Below are 16410 nucleotides of genomic sequence, written 5' to 3'. Positions count from 1 at the left end.
CGACCCCTTCGCTGCGCTACGGGGCAACCTGCGGTGCTCGCGTTTCGCGGGGTCTCGCAGAACTCGCTTCGCTCAAACAGCTGCGAGCCCTGATCCGCGAAACACTGCGCTCCTCGGCGCAGCCAGAGGGGGTGGGAACCACCCGGGCCATCGCGTTGCTCGGCCACCAAGCCGCCGCAGGCGCTGCGCGCCTGCGGCGGTTGGTATGGGGTGTTCGGCCTTGGTTATTGGCTGTTCGGAGCCGAGCGCAGCGAAGGCGTGTCGGTATCCAATCCCTTCTGGATGCGCCGAGGAGCGCAGCGTTTCGCGGATCAGGGCTCGCCCTTGTCTGAGCGAAGCGAGTTTGGGCGAGACCCCGCGGAACGTGAGCACCGCAGGTTGCCCGGAGCGAAGCGCAGGGACGCAGCCAGCAGGGTCGCCTTTTCTTTGGCTACTTTCTTTTGGCGAAGCAAAAGAAAGTAGCTCGCCCGCCGGGGCGAGTCCCGGCCCCGGAACCCCAAAAGGAGCACAACGATGAACTTGTCGCTCCCGTTCGTAAAGCGCCCCATAGGCACAGTGCTCCTGACTATCGGCATCGCACTGGCCGGCATAGCAGCCTTCTTCGTACTGCCAGTCTCCCCACTCCCCCAGGTCGACTACCCAGTCATCTCGGTAAGGGCATCGATCCCCGGAGCAAGCCCGGAAACGATGGCAACCAGCGTAGCCACGCCGTTGGAGCGCCACCTCGGCACCATCGCAGGCGTCAACGAAATGACCTCCACCAGCTCGGTGGGTTCAGCCCGTGTCACCCTGCAGTTCGACCTGAGCCGCAACATCGACGGCGCCGCGCGCGAAGTGCAGGCCGCCATCAACGCCAGCCGCGTCGACCTGCCCGCCACCCTGCGCAGCAATCCGACCTACCGCAAGGCCAACCCGGCCGCGTCCCCGGTCATCATCCTGGCACTCACGTCCAAGACCAAGACGCCGGGCCAGATCTACGACGCCGTCTCCAACATCGTCAGCCAGCGCCTGTCGCAGGTCGACGGCGTGGGCGACGTGGAGATCGGCGGCGGCTCGCTGCCCGCGGTGCGCATCGAGCTGTTGCCGTTCGCGCTCAGCCGCTACGGCATCAGCACCGACGACGTGCGCGCCGCCGTCCAGGCCTCCAACGCCAACCGGCCCAAGGGCACGGTGCAGGGCGACGGCCGCAAGCTGCAGATCTACACGCAGACGCCGGCGTTGCGCGCCAGCGACTACGCCTCGATGGTCATCGCCTGGCGCAACGGCGCCGCGGTGCGGCTGCAGGACGTGGCGGAGGTGCTCGACGGCGTGGAAGACACGCGCACGCTCGGCCTGTTCAACGGCGAGCCCGCGATCATCGTGCTCATCACGCGGCAGCCCTCGGCCAACATCATCGAGACGGTCGACAGCGTGCGCGCGCTGCTGCCCGAGCTGCAGGCGCAACTGCCGCCCGACGTCACGCTGCAGGTGGCCTCCGACAGCACCAACTCCATCCGCGGCTCGCTGCGCGAGGTGGAGTTCACGCTGGTCATCTCCGTGATCCTGGTGGTGCTGGTGGTCAGCCTGTTCCTGCGCAGCGTGCGCGCGACCATCGTGCCGGCCGTGGCCACGGTGGCGGCGCTGCTGGGCACCTTCGGGGTCATGTACCTGCTGGGCTTCAGCCTGAACAACCTGAGCCTGATGGCGCTCACGGTGGCCACCGGCTTCGTGGTGGACGACGCCATCGTGGTGCTCGAAAACACCAGCCGGCACATCGAATCGGGCATGACGCGCATGAAGGCGGCGCTGCTCGGGGCGAAGGAGGTGGGCTTCACGGTGCTGTCGATCAGCGTGTCGCTGGTGGCGGTGTTCATCCCGCTGCTGTTCATGGGCGGGCAGGTGGGCCGGCTGTTCCGCGAGTTCGCGATCACGCTGTCGGCGGCGGTGCTGATCTCGCTGGTCATCTCGCTCACCACCACGCCCATGATGTGTGCGTGGCTGCTCAAGCCGGGCGGCGAGCACGACAGGAACAAGCCGCAGGGCCGCCTGGGCCGCATGGCCGCGCGCAGCTACGACTGGGTGCTCAAGCGCTACGAGACCAGCCTCGACTGGGCGCTCGACAGCAAGGGGCTGGTCATGCTGATCCTGGTGGCGGTGGTGGGGCTGAACGTGTATCTCTTCAGCGCCGCGCCCAAGGGCTTCTTCCCGCAGCAGGACAGCGGGCAGCTCAACGGCGGCCTGCGCGCCGACCAGAGCATTTCTTCGCAGGCGCTCGCGGCCAAGCTGCGGCAGGTGGTCGACATCATTCGTGCCGACCCCGCCGTGGACACGGTGGTCGGCTTCACCGGCGCGGGGCGTGCCGGGGGCGGCTTCATGTTCGTCAACCTGAAGCCGGCCAGCCAGCGCAAGGACAGCGGCCTGGCGGTCATCGCGCGGCTGCGCCCGCAGCTCGCCGAAGTGACGGGCCTTCGCGTGTTCCTGGGCACCGTGCAGGACGTTCGCTCGGGCGGGCGCGCCAGCAACTCCACCTACCAGTACACGCTCAAGAGCGACAGCCTGGCCGACCTGCGCACCTGGGCGCTGAAGCTGTCCGACGAGCTCAAGCAGCAGCCGGTGCTGACCGACGTCGACACCGACCAGGACGAGAACGGTGTCGAGACGGTCGCCAAGGTCGACCCCGACAGCGCGCGCCGGCTGGGCCTCACGTCCACGTCCATCGACAACGCGCTGTACAACGCCTTCGGGCAGCGGCAGGTGGCGACCATCTACACGGAACTGAACCAGTACCACGTGGTGATGGAGTGGGCGCCGCGCTACACGCGCAGCCCGAACGCGCTGAAGGACATCTACGTGCCGGCCACCAAGACCTCGGTGGTGGCAGGGCAGACGGTGACCACGCAGGTGGCGGCATCGAGCACCACGGCGTCGACGTCCTCGTCGACCTCGGGCGTGTCGTCGAGCGCCGCCAGCACGGCGGTGCCGGTGTCGGCCAATCCGGCGCTGCGCAATGCGTCGTCCGGCAACGTGCTGAGCAACACGGCCACCAGCCTGGTGCCGCTGTCGGCGGTCGCGAAGTTCGAAGAGCAGTCGGTGGCCACCTCGGTGAGCCACGAGGACGGCGAGCTGGCCACCACCATCTCGTTCAACCTCGCCGAGGGCGCCAACCTGGGCGACGCGCGCGAGGCCATCGCCAAGGCCGAGGCCAACATCGCCATGCCCACCAACGTGCGCGGCGCCTTCGCCGGCACGGCGGCGAGCGCGCAGCAGTCGCAGAGCCAGCAGGTGATGCTGATCTTTGCGGCGCTGGTGGTCATCTACATCGTGCTCGGCATCCTGTACGAAAGCCTGGTGCACCCGATCACGGTGCTCTCGACGCTGCCGTCGGCCGGCGTGGGCGCGGTGCTGGCGCTGCTGATGTTCCGCATGGAGTTCTCGATCATTGCGCTGATCGGCGTGTTCCTGCTGATCGGCATCGTGAAGAAGAACGCCATTTTGATCATCGACTTCGCGCTGGAGGCCGAGCGCTCGCGCGGGCTCACGCCGCTGGAGGCGGTGCGAGAAGCCTGCCTGCTGCGCTTCCGCCCGATCCTGATGACCACGCTGGCCGCCGCCCTGGGCGCGCTGCCGCTGGCCATCGGTTTCGGGGAGGGCGCCGAGCTGCGCCGGCCGCTGGGCGTGGCCATCATCGGCGGGCTCATTGCGAGCCAGCTGCTGACGCTGCTGACCACGCCGGTCGTCTACCTGCTGATGGACAAGCTGCGCCGCCGCAGCAAACACGAACATGAACTGAGCCGTGCAACGCCTGCTTGAGAACAACACCGCCATGAACGCACTGCTTTCCGCCTCCCGCTTCTCGCTCTCGGCGCTCGCGCTGGCCGCGGCCCTCGCCGGCTGCGCCGTCGGTCCGCGCTACGAGCAGCCCACCACCGCCTTGCCCGCCAACTGGAAAGAGATGCAGACCGCCGAAGGCTGGATGCCCGCCGCGCCGGCCGATGCGCTGGACCGTGGCGAATGGTGGAAGCTGTTCGGCGACGCCACGCTCGACGATCTCGCCGGCCGCGTGCAGGTGTCCAACCAGAACATCGCCGCGGCGGTGGCCAACTACTCGCAGGCCCAGGCCCTGGTGCGCGGCGAGCGCGCGGCGCTGTTCCCGTCGGTCGGGTTCGACGGCTCGGGCAAACGCACCGGCACGGTGGGCGGCAGCAGCAGCTCGAGCCCGTCGAATGCGTTCTCCGCCTCGCTCGGCGCCAGCTGGACGCCCGACGTATGGGGCCGCCTGCGCGAAGCCGTGAGCAGCGCGCAGGCCAGCGCGCAAGCCAGCGAGGCCGACCTCGCCGCCGCGCGCCTGTCGGCCGTCGGCGACCTGGCGACCAACTATTTCTCGCTGCGCGAGGCCGACGCAGAGATCGTGCTGCTGGACGAAACCATCCAGGGCTACCAGCGCGCCTTCGACATCACGAGCAACCGCTATGCCGCCGGCATTGCCGCGCAGACCGACGTGCTGCAGGCGCAGACCCAGCTCGTCAACGCCAAGGCCGACCGCGTGGGGCTGCAGCGCACGCGCGCCACCTACGAGCACGCCATTGCCACGCTGCTGGGCGTGGCCCCCGCGGACTTCAGCCTGCCGGCCGCGCAATGGACGCCCAACGTGCCGGGCGTGCCGACCGGCGTGCCCTCGACGTTGCTGCAGCGCCGGCCCGACATTGCCGCGGCCGAGCGCACGGTGGCGTCGGCCAATTCGCAGATCGGCATTGCACGCGCGGCGTACTTTCCCAGCATCAACCTCACCGCCTCGGTGGGCAGCAACGCGAGCCGCGTGAAAGACCTGTTCGGCTCGGCCAACTCGCTGTGGTCGCTGGGCCTGTCGGTGGCGCAGGTGGTGTTCGACGCGGGGGCCATCGCCGCCAATGTCGATTCCGCCAAGGCCGGCTATGAATCGAGCGTGGCGCGCTACCGCCAGACCGTGCTCACCGCCTTCCAGGCGGTGGAAGACCAGCTCACCGCCAGCGCCACGCTCGCGCAGCAGGAGGGCCTGCGCCGCGAGGCCTCGGCGGCGGCCGACAAGACCGAACAGCAACTGCTCAACCGCTATCGCGCAGGGCAGGTGAGCTACACCGACGTGGTCACGGCGCAGGCCGCCGCGCTCAATGCGCGGCGCACGCTGGTGCAGTTGCAGGTGAACCGCCAGACCACCGCCATCGCGCTGATCCAGGCGATGGGCGGCGGCTGGCAGGCGGGGTGGATGGGCAGCAGTGCCGGCGCGCAGCCAGCGGAGCCCGCCACCACGCCCCGCGCGCAGTGAACGGCTGACCTGGCGGGCAGGCCCTGGGCCCGTGCTTTCGGGCCGGTGGCCGCGCCGGGGTGCGGGCCCAGGCCCCACGGCATCGAATTTCTACGGGAACCGGGGATATGAAGCGCGGGCGGCGCACCGTACGATCCGGCCGGCCCTTTTCCGGCTGTCCTCTGTTTCCGATCTTCGATGAGCCCTCCCGACCCTGGCCGGACACGCGCCTTGTCCGTGGCCGAGACACTGCGCAACCGCATCTTCGACGGCGTGTTCACGCCCGGTTCCCATCTGATGGAGACCACGCTCGCCAATGAACTCGGCGTGTCGCGCACGCCCGTGCGCGGCGCCATGGCGCGGCTGGCCGACGAGGGGTTGCTGGTCTATGTGCCCAACAAGGGTTTCCAGGTGCGCCGCTTCAACGCCAAGGACGTGTTCGACGCCTTCAGCGTGCGTGCCAACCTGGAAGGCATGGGCTGCCGCCTGCTCGGCGAGCGCGGCCTGGACGCCGAGGCGCACGCACAGCTGCAAGCCATGGTGGCCGCGCAGCGGAAGCTGCTGCAGGGCAAGGAGTGGACGCAGTCGCATGCGCTGCGCTGGCACGACATGAACCTCGATTTCCACCGCAAGCTGCTGGCGGTGGCGGACAACCGCTGGCTGACCGAGGCCGTGCAACGGGCCTGCCAGCTGCCGATCATCTTCGACAGCCACCTGCGCCCGCACCCCCGCGATGCGTCGATGCAGCTCTCCCGCCAGACCCAGGCGATGCAGGCGGTCGAGGAGCACGGCCGCTTGGTCGAGGCGCTGGGCCAGCGGGACGCCGCCGCCGCCGAGGCCATCATGCGCGACCACATCACCTGCAACCGCGACCTGCTGGTGTACCACCTGCGCAAGAACGCCGCGCAGGCCCGCGCGCTGGCCTAGCCGCCGCGTGCCGGCGGCGGTGCCAGGTAGGCCCCCGATTCGAACAGCTGTGCCTCGGCCTGGTCGATGCGCCGCACCACCGGCTTGCCCGCGCGGCTGGCGAGCAGTTCGACCAGCGCCTCCGACAGCGCCACGCCGGCCGCCACCGACGGGAAGAACGAGGGGCTGTGGATGGTGAACAGCAGCGTCTCGTCGGCCAGCAGCGACAGCGGCGAGGTCACGCTGTCGGTGATGGCCACGATGCGGCAACCGGCCGCCCTGGCCGCCTGCGCCACCTGCAGCGCCTCGCGCGAGTAGGGCGCAAAGCTCGCCACCACCAGCGCGTCGCCCTTGGCGAAGGCGCGCTGCTGCATCTCCAGCGAGCCGCCCTGGCCGTCGACCAGGTGCACGCTGGCGCGGAAGATGCGGTAGACGTAGACGAACGAAAAAGCGATCGGAAAGCAGGCGCGAAACCCCGCGGCATGCACGGCCGGCGCCTTTTCGATGAGCGCGCAGGCCTTCTGCAGCGCCTGCTCGCTCTGCCGGTGCGTGGCCTCGAGGTTGCGGCGCTGCACCTCGAACATCTCCCCGGTCAGGCTCTGGTCCCTGGCGCGGCCGACAAGCTGCTTGGCGCGCCCGCCGTAGGTCTCGCTGCCCAGGCCCATGTCCGCGGCAAAGGCCTCCTTCAGCTGCGGCCAGCCCTCGAAGCCCAGGTGCTGCGCAAAGCGCACCAGGGTGGCCGGCGTGCTCTGCGAGCGCGTGCCCACGTTGCGCATCGAGCCGGTGACGACCTCGTTCGGATGGTCGAGCAGGTAGCGCGCCACCTGTTGCAGCGCGGGGCTGAGTTCGTTGAAACGCTGGCGGATCTGGTCTCTGGCGCCCATGGCGGTGTCTCTCTTCGGCTGTCGTTGGAACAAATGTACCGGACAGGGTTTTCTGGAACAGTTGACGGAACGAATGTTCCAAACAATAATTCATCCGTAACGTTGGTTCCAACCCCCTCAGACCCCATGACGCACGTCTTCCACCGCCATCTTCGCCAGACCCCGCCTGTTGCCACCGGCTCCCACGGCATGTACATCCGCGACGCGGAAGGCCGCGAGTACCTCGACGCCTCGGGCGGCGCGGCGGTGTCGTCCCTGGGCCATGCGCACCCCGAGGTGCTGGCCGCCATGCATGCGCAGCTCGACACGCTGGCCTACGCCCACACCAGCTTCTTCACCAGCGAGGTGGCCGAGCAACTGGCCGACGAGCTGATCGGCGCCGCCCCCGAGGGCATGAGCCACGTGTACCTGGTGAGCGGCGGCTCCGAGGCGGTGGAGTCGGCGCTGAAGATGGCGCGCCAGTACTTCGTGGAAATCGGCCAGCCGCAGCGCACCCACTTCATCGCGCGCCGCCAGAGCTACCACGGCAACACGCTGGGCGCGCTGGCGGTGGGCGGCAACGCCTGGCGGCGCGAGCCCTTCGCGCCCATCCTGGTGCCGGCCACGCACGTGTCGCCGTGCTATCCCTACCGCGAGCAGCGCGAAGGCGAAACCCCCGAGCAGTACGGCCTGCGCCTGGCGGCGGAGCTGGAAGCAGCCATCCTTGCGCAGGGCGCCGACCGCGTGATCGCGTTCGTCGCCGAAACGGTCGGCGGCGCCACGGCCGGCGTGCTCGTGCCCGTGCCGGGCTACTTCAAGGCGGTGCGCGCGGTGTGCGACAAGTACGGCGTGCTGCTGATCCTCGACGAGGTGATGTGCGGCATGGGCCGCACCGGCACGCTGCACGCCTGCGAGCAAGAGGGCGTGGTGCCCGACCTGATCACCATCGCCAAGGGCCTGGGCGGCGGCTACCAGCCGGTGGGCGCGGTGCTGGCGCAGCGCCGCATCGTCGAGGCCATGTCGCAGGGCAGCGGCTTCTTCCAGCACGGCCACACCTACCTCGGCCACCCGATGGCCTGCGCCGCCGCGCTCGCGGTGCAGCAGGTGATCCGCCGCGACGGCCTGGTCGCCAAGGTGCGCGACGACGGCATCGCCTTCGGCGCGATGCTGCAGGCGGCGCTGGGCACGCATCCGCATGTGGGCGACATCCGCGGGCGCGGCTTCTTCTGGGGCCTGGAGCTGGTGGCCGACCGGGCGAGCAAGGCGCCGTTCGATCCGGCGCTGAAGCTGAACGCCGCCGTCAAGAAGGACGCGATGGCGCGCGGCCTGCTGTGCTATCCCTTCGGCGGCACGGTCGACGGGCGGCAGGGCGACCACGTGCTGCTGGCGCCGCCCTTCATCGCCACGCGGCAAGACCTGCAGGCCATCGCCGGGCGGCTGGCCGAATCGATCGACGCCGTGACGCGCGCGGCCATGCGCTGAGCGCCTTTTTTCCCTCTCGTTTTTTCTTCAACCGTCGTTCCAAGGAGCGTTCCATGCCCAAGCTACGTCTGCCGTTTTCTTGCGGTGCCGCCGCGCTCGCGTTGGCCTTTGCCACCCTGTTGCCTTGCACCGCCGCGCAAGCGCAGGAGGGCGACACGCTCGCCAAGATCAAGGCCAGCGGCGCCATCACCTTCGGCTACCGCGAGTCGTCGTTCGGCTTCTCGTACCTCGACGGCAACCTCAAGCCCGTGGGCTACAGCATCGAGATCTGCAACCGCATCGTCGAGGCGGTGAAGACCGAGCTGAAGCTGCCGGCCATCGAGGTCAGGTACCAGGCCGTCACCTCGGCCAACCGCATCCCGCTGGTGCAGAACGGCACGGTCGACATCGAGTGCGGCTCCACCACCAACCTGGTCGAGCGGCAGAAGCAGGTGGCGTTCTCGCCGGACATCTTCCGCTACAACGTGCGCATGCTGGTGAAGGCCGATTCGGGCATCAAGAGCATTGCCGACCTGCAGGGCAAGACGGTGGCCACCACCACCGGCACCACATCGTTCCGCCTGCTGCGCGAGGCCGACCGGGGCCGCAGCCTGGACGTGACCAACCTCGCGGGCAAGGACCACAGCGACTCGTTCCTGCTGGTGGAAAGCGGCCGGGCGCAGGCCTTCGTGCTCGACGACATCCTGCTGGCCGGGCAGCTCGCCAACGCGCGCAACCCGAAGGACTTCGTCATCACCGGCGAGAGCCTGCGCACCGAGAACCAGTCGCTGATGTTCCGCAAGGACGACCCGGCCTTCAAGGCGCTGGTCGATCGGGTGGTGTCGGGCATGATGAAGTCGGGCGAAATGGAAAGGCTGTACGCCAAGTGGTTCATGTCGCCCATTCCGCCCAAGGGCATCAACATCAACTACCCGCTGAATGCCGAGACGAAGGACGCGTTCGCCAACCCGTCGTCCAAGGGCATCTAGGTGCATCCGAACCGTCCGAACCCATGACACGCATTGCCCTGATCCACGCGCTCTCGCATTCCGTCGCGCCCATCAACGAAGCCTTCGCGCGTGACTGGCCCGAGGCGGTGCGCATGAACCTGCTCGACGACAGCCTCTCCGCCGACCTGGCGCGCGAAGGCAGCGGCCTGGATGCGGCCATGCACGAGCGTTTTCAGCGTCTTGCGCAGTACGCGGTCGACACGGGCGCGCAGGGCATTCTGTTCACCTGCTCGGCCTTCGGGCCGTGCATCGAGGCGGTGGCGCGCAGGCATGCGGGCATCGCGGTGCTCAAGCCCAACGAGGCCATGGTCGACGAGGTGGCGCAAGGGCAGGGCCGGCTCGGGCTCATTGCCACCTTCGCGCCCACCCTGGTGTCGATGCCGGGCGAGTTTGCGCAAGGCACGCCGCTCGAACTGGCGCTGGCCGACGGCGCGCTCGACGCGCTGAACGCCGGCGACACGCAGCGCCACGACGCGCTCATTGCCGCACAGGCCGCGGCGTTGCGCGAGCGCGGTTGCACGCGCCTTGCGCTCGCGCAGTTCAGCATGGCGCGCGCGCGCGCCGCCTGCGAGGCGGCGAGTGGTTTGCCGGTGTCGACCACGGTCGACAGCGCGGTGCGTGCGTTGCGCCGCCGCGCCGGGTAGAGCAGGGCAGGGCAGGTCAGGTCAGGTTAGGTCAGGGCCCAGGCTGAGGCGCGCGCGCGTTCTCGATGATGGAGAACAGCGCCGTGATCGCGATCTGCGCCGCGTCGCTGCGTCCCAGTGGCCGTGTGAGCGCGGTCTCGCGGTCGGTGGCCTGCAGTCCCTGCGACAGGCGGCGGTAGATATCGGCCGAGGGCAGCGTCGCCGAACTGCCCAGCGCGTCGCAGTAGGTGCCGGTCAGCACGGCGGTGAGCGCTTCGCTCTGCGCATTCGACAGTTTCATGCCGTCGCCCGGGAAGACCGCGGCGATGCAGTGCATCAGGTAGGCCTGCGTTTCGAGCGAGAACGACTGCTGCCGCACATAGCACTCGACCGCCGCCCAGAACAGCGGCTCGGAGGTGCGGCGCCAGCTCTCCAGCACCTTGCGCGCCTTGGCCACCAGGTCGGCATGGGCGTCCCCTGGCTCGCTCGGCCGCAGGGCCAGCCCCTGCAAGGTCAGCGCCACGTCGGGCCCGGATGCGCCCAGGATGAAGCTCCAGAACTTCCAGCGGGCATACCACTTCTTGTCGTGCGCCGGGTCCAGCGGCTCCAGCAGCCAGAAGTCGATGCTCTGCGCCGCGTCGCTGCACTGGTCGGCCGTGTGGCCGTCGTCCAGGTCGAGCCGCGGCATGCCCGACTGCATCCGGTCGGCCGCGATGTGCCCCTGCGCCACGATGCCCGCGCTCGAGCGGCCGATGTCGAGCAGGCGTTGCATCAACTGGCGCAGTTCGCTGCCCGACGCACCCGTGGCCTGGGTCACGCGCCGTACCGACTCGCATTGCTCGCGCTCGATGTCCTGCGCGTTCTTGCGCCGGTCCTCGCCATGGTCGTCGGCGGTCGAGACGTGCTCTTCGAGCCCATTGCCGCGGGTGGAGGTTTGCATGGGTGAAGCTCCTGTGGACCTCGGGTCCGGTTCATTTGTGACTATGTGTCAACCAAATGCCGAGGAACATCACCAGAACTGGGTATCCTGCGCGCCACCTGAACCCGACCTGACCTGTCCCCTCGCCATAATTGCCGCTCTTTCAAGGAGTACGCGTGGACATCGTTTTGCTGGTCAAGGCCGCCATCATGGGCATCGTGGAGGGGCTGACCGAATTTCTTCCGATCTCGTCGACCGGCCATCTGATTCTTGCGGGCTCGCTGCTCGGCGGCTTCGGCGACGACCGGGGCAGGGTCTTCGAGATCGCGATCCAGACCGGCGCGATCTTCGCGGTGATCCTGGTGTACTGGCAGAAGATCCGCTCCACCGTGGTGGCACTGCCCCGGCAACCCAAGGCGCAGCGCCTGGCGCTGAACATCTTCATCGGCTTCCTGCCGGCGGTGGTGCTGGGCCTGCTGTTCGGCAAGGTCATCAAGGCGCACCTGTTCATTCCGACCGTGGTGGCCAGCACCTTCATCATCGGCGGCTTCATCATCCTGTGGGCCGAGAAGCGCCCGCCCGGCTCGGTGCGCGTCGAGCACGTGGACGACATGACGCCGTGGGACGCGCTCAAGGTCGGCCTGGTGCAGTGCTTCGCGATGATCCCGGGCACCAGCCGCAGCGGCTCGACCATCATCGGCGGCATGCTGCTGGGCCTGTCGCGCCAGGCGGCGACCGATTTCTCGTTTTTCCTGGCCATTCCCACGCTGATCGGTGCGGGCGTGTACAGCGTCTACAAGGAGCGCGCGGCGCTGTCGATGGCCGACCTGCCGCTGTTCGCGGTGGGCCTGGTGTTCTCGTTCATCAGCGCCTGGCTGTGCGTGCGCTGGCTGCTGCGCTACATCAGCAGCCACAGCTTCGTGCCCTTCGCCTGGTACCGCATCGCCTTCGGCATCGTGGTGCTGGCGACCGCGTGGAGCGGCGCGGTGGTCTGGGCGGACTGATTCCGCCTGTCCCTCCTTGAGCTTTTGAAACTTCAGGCCGCGGTGGCGCCCAGCAGGGCGCTGGCGGCCCGGGCCTCCTGCCGCACGGCCACGGCAATGGGCCCGTCGATGGCGGGGTCGAAGCCGCCCGTGGCGCCCAGCGCGGTGATTACCGCGCTCACGCGGCCCGCGTAGTCGTACACCGGCGCCGCCACGGCGCTGATGCCGCGCAGGTAGGTGTCCTTCACGCTGGCGCAGCGCGCCTGCTGCACCTCGCGGCGCAAGGTGCCGATCGGGTCCTTCGCATCGAGCAGCGCGCGCATGTCGGGCGTGGCATCGCCCAGTTCCTGCTCGGCCAGCGCCAGCACGCGCGACTCGTCGAGCAGGCCCAGAAAGGCCCGGCCCGTGGCCGACCACAGCATCGACATCACCGAGCCCGCGCGCACGTTCACCGTCACGGGCAGGCCCGGCTCCTCGAAGCGCACGATGGTCGGGCCCTTGTTGCCCATCACCGCGAGGAAGCACGTCACCTCCAGCGATTCGCGCAGGCGAACGAGGCAGGGTTCGGCCGCGCGAATCGGGTCGGCCTGGCGCATGGCGGCCAGGCCGATCTGGATGGCCGCGGTGCCCAGGTAGTAGTGCTGCGAGACCGCGTCCTGCGCCACCAGGCCTTCTTCCATCAGGCTGGCGAGATAGCGGTGCACCTTGGCGGGGCTTTCGGCGACGTGGGTCGACAGGGCCGTGAGGCTGCTGCGCCCGCCCAGGTGGGCCAGGCCCTTGAGCACGGCCATGCCGGTTTCGGCGGCCTGCACGCGCTGGCGGCGTTCGCGGGGAGGGGTAGGGATCGGTTCCGGCGATGAGGTCATGTGCGCTCGATGGTAGGGGGTGGGCAGGGCGCCGATCGGCCCGGGCGCTCGGGTAAACCCGCGATCTATCTATTACGCAATGCGTATGATAATTACGCAATACACAATATCCAACTCGGAGACACCCCCATGAAGAAGCACGCCGCCCGCGCACTCGCGGTCATCTCGTTCGCTGCCGTTGCTGCAGTTGCTGGCCTTGCCGCCACCGCCGCCAGCGCGCAGACCTACCCGGCCAAGCCGATCCGCTGGATCGTCCCTTACGCGGCCGGCGGCGGCTCCGACTTCCTGGCCCGCACCGTCGCGCAGACCTTCTCCACGCAGGTCGGCCAGCCCGTGCTGGTCGACAACAAGCCCGGCGGCAACACCGCGCTGGGCGCGGCCGAGACGGCGCGTGCGCCGGCGGACGGCTACACCATCCTCTCGGCCGACAACGGCACGCTGGTGTTCAACCCGGCGCTCTACAAGTCGCTGACCTACAGCCCCACCAAGGACCTGGCACCCGTCACGCTGATGGGCAAGTTCCCCATGATCCTGGTGGTGGGCGCCAACTCGGGATTCGCCTCGGCCAAGGACTTCATCGCCCAGGCGCGTGCCAAGCCGGGCGGCATCAACTACGCCTCGGCCGGCGCGGGCAGCCCGCACCACCTGGCGATGGAGCTGCTGAAGGTGGAGGCCAAGCTCTTCATGGTGCACGTGCCGTACCGCGGCGCGGCGCCGGCGCTGGCTGACGTGGTGGGCGGACAGCTGCCGGCCATGATGGTCGACCTGGCCGCGGGCTCCGGTTTCATCAAGGGCGGCAAGGTGCGCGCGCTGGCCGTGGCCAACGCCACCCGGCTGCCGCAGCTGCCCGACGTGCCCACCTTCGCCGAGCTGGGCTACAAGAACGTGGAGGCCGCCGCGCTGGTCGGCGTGGTGGTGCCTTCGGCCACGCCGCCCGATGTGGTCAAGACGCTGAACCGCCAGATCGTCGCGGCCATCAATGAGCCGTCAGTCCGCACGCGCATGGTCGACTTCGGCGTGGAACCCGTGGGCAACACGCCCGCGCAGTACGCCGAGCTGCTCAAGAACGAGACCGTGCGCTGGCAGAAGCTCATCCGCGACCTCAAGATCACCCTCGACTGAGTCCAACGCCATGCCAGACACCGCCCCCGTTCGCCAAGCCGCAGGCACCTCCGGCCCGCAGCGCTCCGGCTGCCCGGTCGCCCACGGCCCGTTGTCTTCCGAGCGCACGCCCACCGGCTGCCCCGTGAGCCAGCGCGCCGCCGGCTTCGACCCCTTCGAGGACGGCTACCAGCAGGACCCGCCCGAGTACGTGCGCTGGGCGCGCGAGCAGGAGCCGATCTTCTACAGCCCCAGGCTGGGCTACTGGGTGATCACGCGCTATGCGGACATCAAGGCGGTGTTCCGCGACAACATCACCTTCAGCCCGTCGAACGCGCTGGAGAAGATCACGCCCACCGGCGAGGAAGCCAACGCGGTGCTGGCCTCCTACGGCTTCGCGCTGAACCGCACGCTGGTGAACGAAGACGAGCCCGCCCACATGCCGCGCCGCCGCGCGCTCATGGACCCGTTCACGCCCGAGGCGCTGAAGCACCACGAGCCGATGGTGCGCGAGCTGGCGCGCGCCTACGTCGACCGCTTCATCGACGACGGCAAGGCGGATTTGGTCGACCAGATGCTGTGGGAAATTCCGCTGACCGTGGCGCTGCACTTTCTCGGCGTGCCCGAGGAAGACATGGACACGCTGCGCAAGTACTCCATTGCGCACACCGTCAACACCTGGGGCCGCCCCAAGCCCGAGGAGCAGGTGGCCGTGGCGCATGCGGTGGGCAACTTCTGGCAGTACGCCGGCAAGGTGCTCGACAAGATGCGGCAAGACCCCGACGCCCCCGGCTGGATGCAGTACGGCATCCGCAAGCAGGCGCTGCACCCCGAGGTGGTGACCGACTCGTACCTGCACTCGATGATGATGGCCGGCATCGTCGCCGCGCACGAGACCACGGCCAATGCCACCGCCAACGCGATGAAGCTGCTGCTGCAGCACCCGCAGGTGTGGCAGGAGCTGTGCGAAGACCCGGGGCTCATTCCCAACGCGGTGGAAGAGTGCCTGCGCCACAACGGCTCGGTGGCCGCATGGCGGCGCCTGGTCACGAAAGACACGCAGATCGACGGCGTCGACCTGCCCGCGGGCTCGCGCCTGCTGATCGTCACCTCGTCGGCCAACCACGACGAAGGGCACTTCGAGGACGCCGACCTGTTCGACATCCGCCGCGACAACGCCAGCGACCACCTCACCTTCGGCTACGGCTCGCACCAGTGCATGGGCAAGAACCTGGCGCGCATGGAGATGCAGATCTTCCTGGAGGAGTTCACGCGCCGGCTGCCGCACATGAAGCTGTCCGAGCAGCGCTTCACCTACGTGCCGAACACCTCGTTCCGCGGACCGGAGCACCTGCTCGTCGAATGGGACCCGGCGCTGAACCCCGAGCGCACGAACAAGGGCCTTCTCGATGTGCAGGTGCCGGTTCGCATCGGCGAGCCCTCGGCGGGCTCGATCGCGCGGCCCGTGGTCGTCGAGCGCGTGACGCCGGTGGCCGACGGCATCGTCAAGCTGCGCCTGGCCTCGCCCGACGGCAAGCCGCTGCCGCGCTGGACGCCCGGCGCGCACGTCGACGTGGAATGCGGCGTGCCCGAACTCTCTCGCCAGTACTCGCTGTGCGGCGACCCGGATGAAGCCGGCGTGTTCGAGATTGCGGTGCTGCACGAACCCGAAGGGCGCGGCGGCTCGGCCTGGGTGCATGCCAGCGTGAAGGTCGGCGACCGGCTGCGCATTCGCGGCCCGCGCAACCACTTCAGGCTCGACGAGTCGCTGGACAAGGCGATCTTCATCGCGGGCGGTATCGGCATCACGCCGGTGAGCGCGATGGCGCGGCGCGCCAAGGCGCTGGGCATGGCCTACGAGCTGCACTACAGCGGCCGCAGCCGCGCGAGCATGGCTTTCGTCGACGAACTGGCCGCGCTGCACGGCGAGCGCCTGCATGTGCATGCGGCGGATGAAGGCCGCCGCAACGACCTGCAGGCGCTGCTCGCGAAGCCCGTGCCCGGCGCGCAGGTGTATGCCTGCGGCCCGCTGCGCATGCTCGAAGCGCTGGAACATGCTTGCGCCGCATGGCCCGAAGGCGCGCTGCGCGTGGAGCATTTCGAATCGACGCTGGCCACGCTCGACCCGTCGAAGGAGCACGCCTTCGAGGTCGAGCTGAAAGACTCCGGCCTGGTGCTCACCGTGCCGCCCGACCAGACGCTGCTGAGTGCCTTGCGCGCCGCCAACGTCGATGTGCAGAGCGACTGCGAGGAAGGCCTGTGCGGCTCCTGCGAAGTGCGCGTGCTGTCGGGCAAGGTCGACCACCGCGACGTGGTGCTCACGCGCATGGAGCGCGACGCCAACACCAAGATGATGGCCTGCTGCTCGCGCGCCTGCGAAGGGCAGGACCGGCTGGTGCTCGAACTCTGAGCCGCCAG

General features: G+C 69.0%; 12 protein-coding genes. 9 read left to right on the top strand and 3 right to left on the bottom strand.

The window, feature by feature from the left end; all coding sequences use genetic code 11:
* The first annotated feature begins 513 nt into the window (after window positions 1-513).
* The 3 genes from AC1DJH_RS23485 (at window position 514) to AC1DJH_RS23475 (ending at window position 6187) form a co-directional block, all read left to right on the top strand.
* The gene (locus AC1DJH_RS23485) at window positions 514-3789 is read left to right on the top strand and encodes an efflux RND transporter permease subunit (RefSeq protein WP_478187356.1); all 3276 of its coding nucleotides are present in this window, start codon (window positions 514-516) and stop codon (window positions 3787-3789) included.
* Window positions 3790-3802: 13 nt separating this feature from the next.
* Window positions 3803-5281 carry an efflux transporter outer membrane subunit gene (locus tag AC1DJH_RS23480; RefSeq protein WP_478187355.1) on the top strand — a complete coding sequence of 493 codons (1479 nt, stop codon included), beginning with the start codon at window positions 3803-3805 and terminating at the stop codon, window positions 5279-5281.
* A 216-nt stretch (window positions 5282-5497) separates the two neighbouring features.
* Window positions 5498-6187 carry a GntR family transcriptional regulator gene (locus AC1DJH_RS23475; RefSeq protein WP_478187354.1) on the top strand — a complete coding sequence of 230 codons (690 nt, stop codon included), beginning with the start codon at window positions 5498-5500 and terminating at the stop codon, window positions 6185-6187.
* Here AC1DJH_RS23475 and AC1DJH_RS23470 read toward each other — a convergent pair.
* Entirely contained in the window at window positions 6184-7050 is an 867-nt protein-coding gene (locus AC1DJH_RS23470) for a MurR/RpiR family transcriptional regulator (RefSeq protein ID WP_472121024.1), read from the bottom strand. The genes AC1DJH_RS23475 and AC1DJH_RS23470 overlap by 4 nt on opposite strands.
* Window positions 7051-7176: 126 nt before the next feature.
* Between AC1DJH_RS23470 and AC1DJH_RS23465 the strand changes: the two genes are divergently transcribed.
* Genes AC1DJH_RS23465 through AC1DJH_RS23455 form a run of 3 tightly spaced genes read left to right on the top strand, consistent with a single transcriptional unit; the run spans window position 7177 to window position 10144 of the window.
* The gene (locus AC1DJH_RS23465) at window positions 7177-8511 is read left to right on the top strand and encodes an aspartate aminotransferase family protein (protein WP_472121021.1); all 1335 of its coding nucleotides are present in this window, start codon (window positions 7177-7179) and stop codon (window positions 8509-8511) included.
* A gap of 53 nt (window positions 8512-8564) precedes the next feature.
* On the top strand, window positions 8565-9479 hold the full coding sequence (locus AC1DJH_RS23460; protein WP_472121020.1) for a transporter substrate-binding domain-containing protein: 915 nt from the start codon (window positions 8565-8567) through the stop codon (window positions 9477-9479).
* A 23-nt stretch (window positions 9480-9502) separates the two neighbouring features.
* A complete protein-coding gene (locus tag AC1DJH_RS23455) occupies window positions 9503-10144 on the top strand; it encodes an aspartate/glutamate racemase family protein (RefSeq protein ID WP_478187353.1) in 642 nt (213 codons plus the stop codon).
* A gap of 31 nt (window positions 10145-10175) precedes the next feature.
* Here AC1DJH_RS23455 and AC1DJH_RS23450 read toward each other — a convergent pair whose 3' ends face one another.
* Window positions 10176-11063, bottom strand: a complete 888-nt coding sequence (locus AC1DJH_RS23450) for a hypothetical protein (protein ID WP_478187352.1) — start codon at window positions 11061-11063, stop codon at window positions 10176-10178.
* Between the two features lie 155 nt (window positions 11064-11218).
* Here AC1DJH_RS23450 and AC1DJH_RS23445 point away from each other — a divergent pair, with 155 nt between their 5' ends.
* Window positions 11219-12046, top strand: a complete 828-nt coding sequence (locus AC1DJH_RS23445; RefSeq protein WP_472121013.1) for an undecaprenyl-diphosphate phosphatase — start codon at window positions 11219-11221, stop codon at window positions 12044-12046.
* A 32-nt stretch (window positions 12047-12078) separates the two neighbouring features.
* Here the strand turns inward: AC1DJH_RS23445 and AC1DJH_RS23440 are convergent, their stop codons facing one another.
* Window positions 12079-12891 (bottom strand): IclR family transcriptional regulator, encoded by an 813-nt coding sequence (locus AC1DJH_RS23440; protein ID WP_472121011.1) that lies wholly within the window; start codon window positions 12889-12891, stop codon window positions 12079-12081.
* 129 nt (window positions 12892-13020) lie between these two features.
* Here AC1DJH_RS23440 and AC1DJH_RS23435 point away from each other — a divergent pair, with 129 nt between their 5' ends.
* Together AC1DJH_RS23435 and AC1DJH_RS23430 are read left to right on the top strand one after the other, a co-directional pair.
* On the top strand, window positions 13021-14013 hold the full coding sequence (locus tag AC1DJH_RS23435) for a Bug family tripartite tricarboxylate transporter substrate binding protein (RefSeq protein ID WP_478187351.1): 993 nt from the start codon (window positions 13021-13023) through the stop codon (window positions 14011-14013).
* Between the two features lie 10 nt (window positions 14014-14023).
* Complete coding sequence (locus tag AC1DJH_RS23430) at window positions 14024-16402, top strand: cytochrome P450 (protein WP_478187350.1); 2379 nt, start codon at window positions 14024-14026, stop codon at window positions 16400-16402.
* The last annotated feature ends 8 nt before the right edge of the window (window positions 16403-16410 follow it).

The organism is Variovorax sp. 10N412, assembly GCF_056394985.1.
Note: the sequence above shows the minus strand (reverse complement) of the source record. Positions and strands in the feature narration are given on the sequence as shown.

Excerpts from the sequence above, each read along its gene's own strand:
- AC1DJH_RS23485 (WP_478187356.1), top strand. The coding sequence starts at position 514 with ATGAACTTGTCGCTCCCGTTCGTAAAGCGCCCCATAGGCACAGTGCTC.
- AC1DJH_RS23480 (WP_478187355.1), top strand. The coding sequence starts at position 3,803 with ATGAACGCACTGCTTTCCGCCTCCCGCTTCTCGCTCTCGGCGCTCGCG.
- AC1DJH_RS23470 (WP_472121024.1), bottom strand. The coding sequence starts at position 7,050 with ATGGGCGCCAGAGACCAGATCCGCCAGCGTTTCAACGAACTCAGCCCC.
- AC1DJH_RS23465 (WP_472121021.1), top strand. The coding sequence starts at position 7,177 with ATGACGCACGTCTTCCACCGCCATCTTCGCCAGACCCCGCCTGTTGCC.
- AC1DJH_RS23460 (WP_472121020.1), top strand. The coding sequence starts at position 8,565 with ATGCCCAAGCTACGTCTGCCGTTTTCTTGCGGTGCCGCCGCGCTCGCG.
- AC1DJH_RS23455 (WP_478187353.1), top strand. The coding sequence starts at position 9,503 with ATGACACGCATTGCCCTGATCCACGCGCTCTCGCATTCCGTCGCGCCC.
- AC1DJH_RS23450 (WP_478187352.1), bottom strand. The coding sequence starts at position 11,063 with ATGCAAACCTCCACCCGCGGCAATGGGCTCGAAGAGCACGTCTCGACC.
- AC1DJH_RS23440 (WP_472121011.1), bottom strand. The coding sequence starts at position 12,891 with ATGACCTCATCGCCGGAACCGATCCCTACCCCTCCCCGCGAACGCCGC.
- AC1DJH_RS23435 (WP_478187351.1), top strand. The coding sequence starts at position 13,021 with ATGAAGAAGCACGCCGCCCGCGCACTCGCGGTCATCTCGTTCGCTGCC.
- AC1DJH_RS23430 (WP_478187350.1), top strand. The coding sequence starts at position 14,024 with ATGCCAGACACCGCCCCCGTTCGCCAAGCCGCAGGCACCTCCGGCCCG.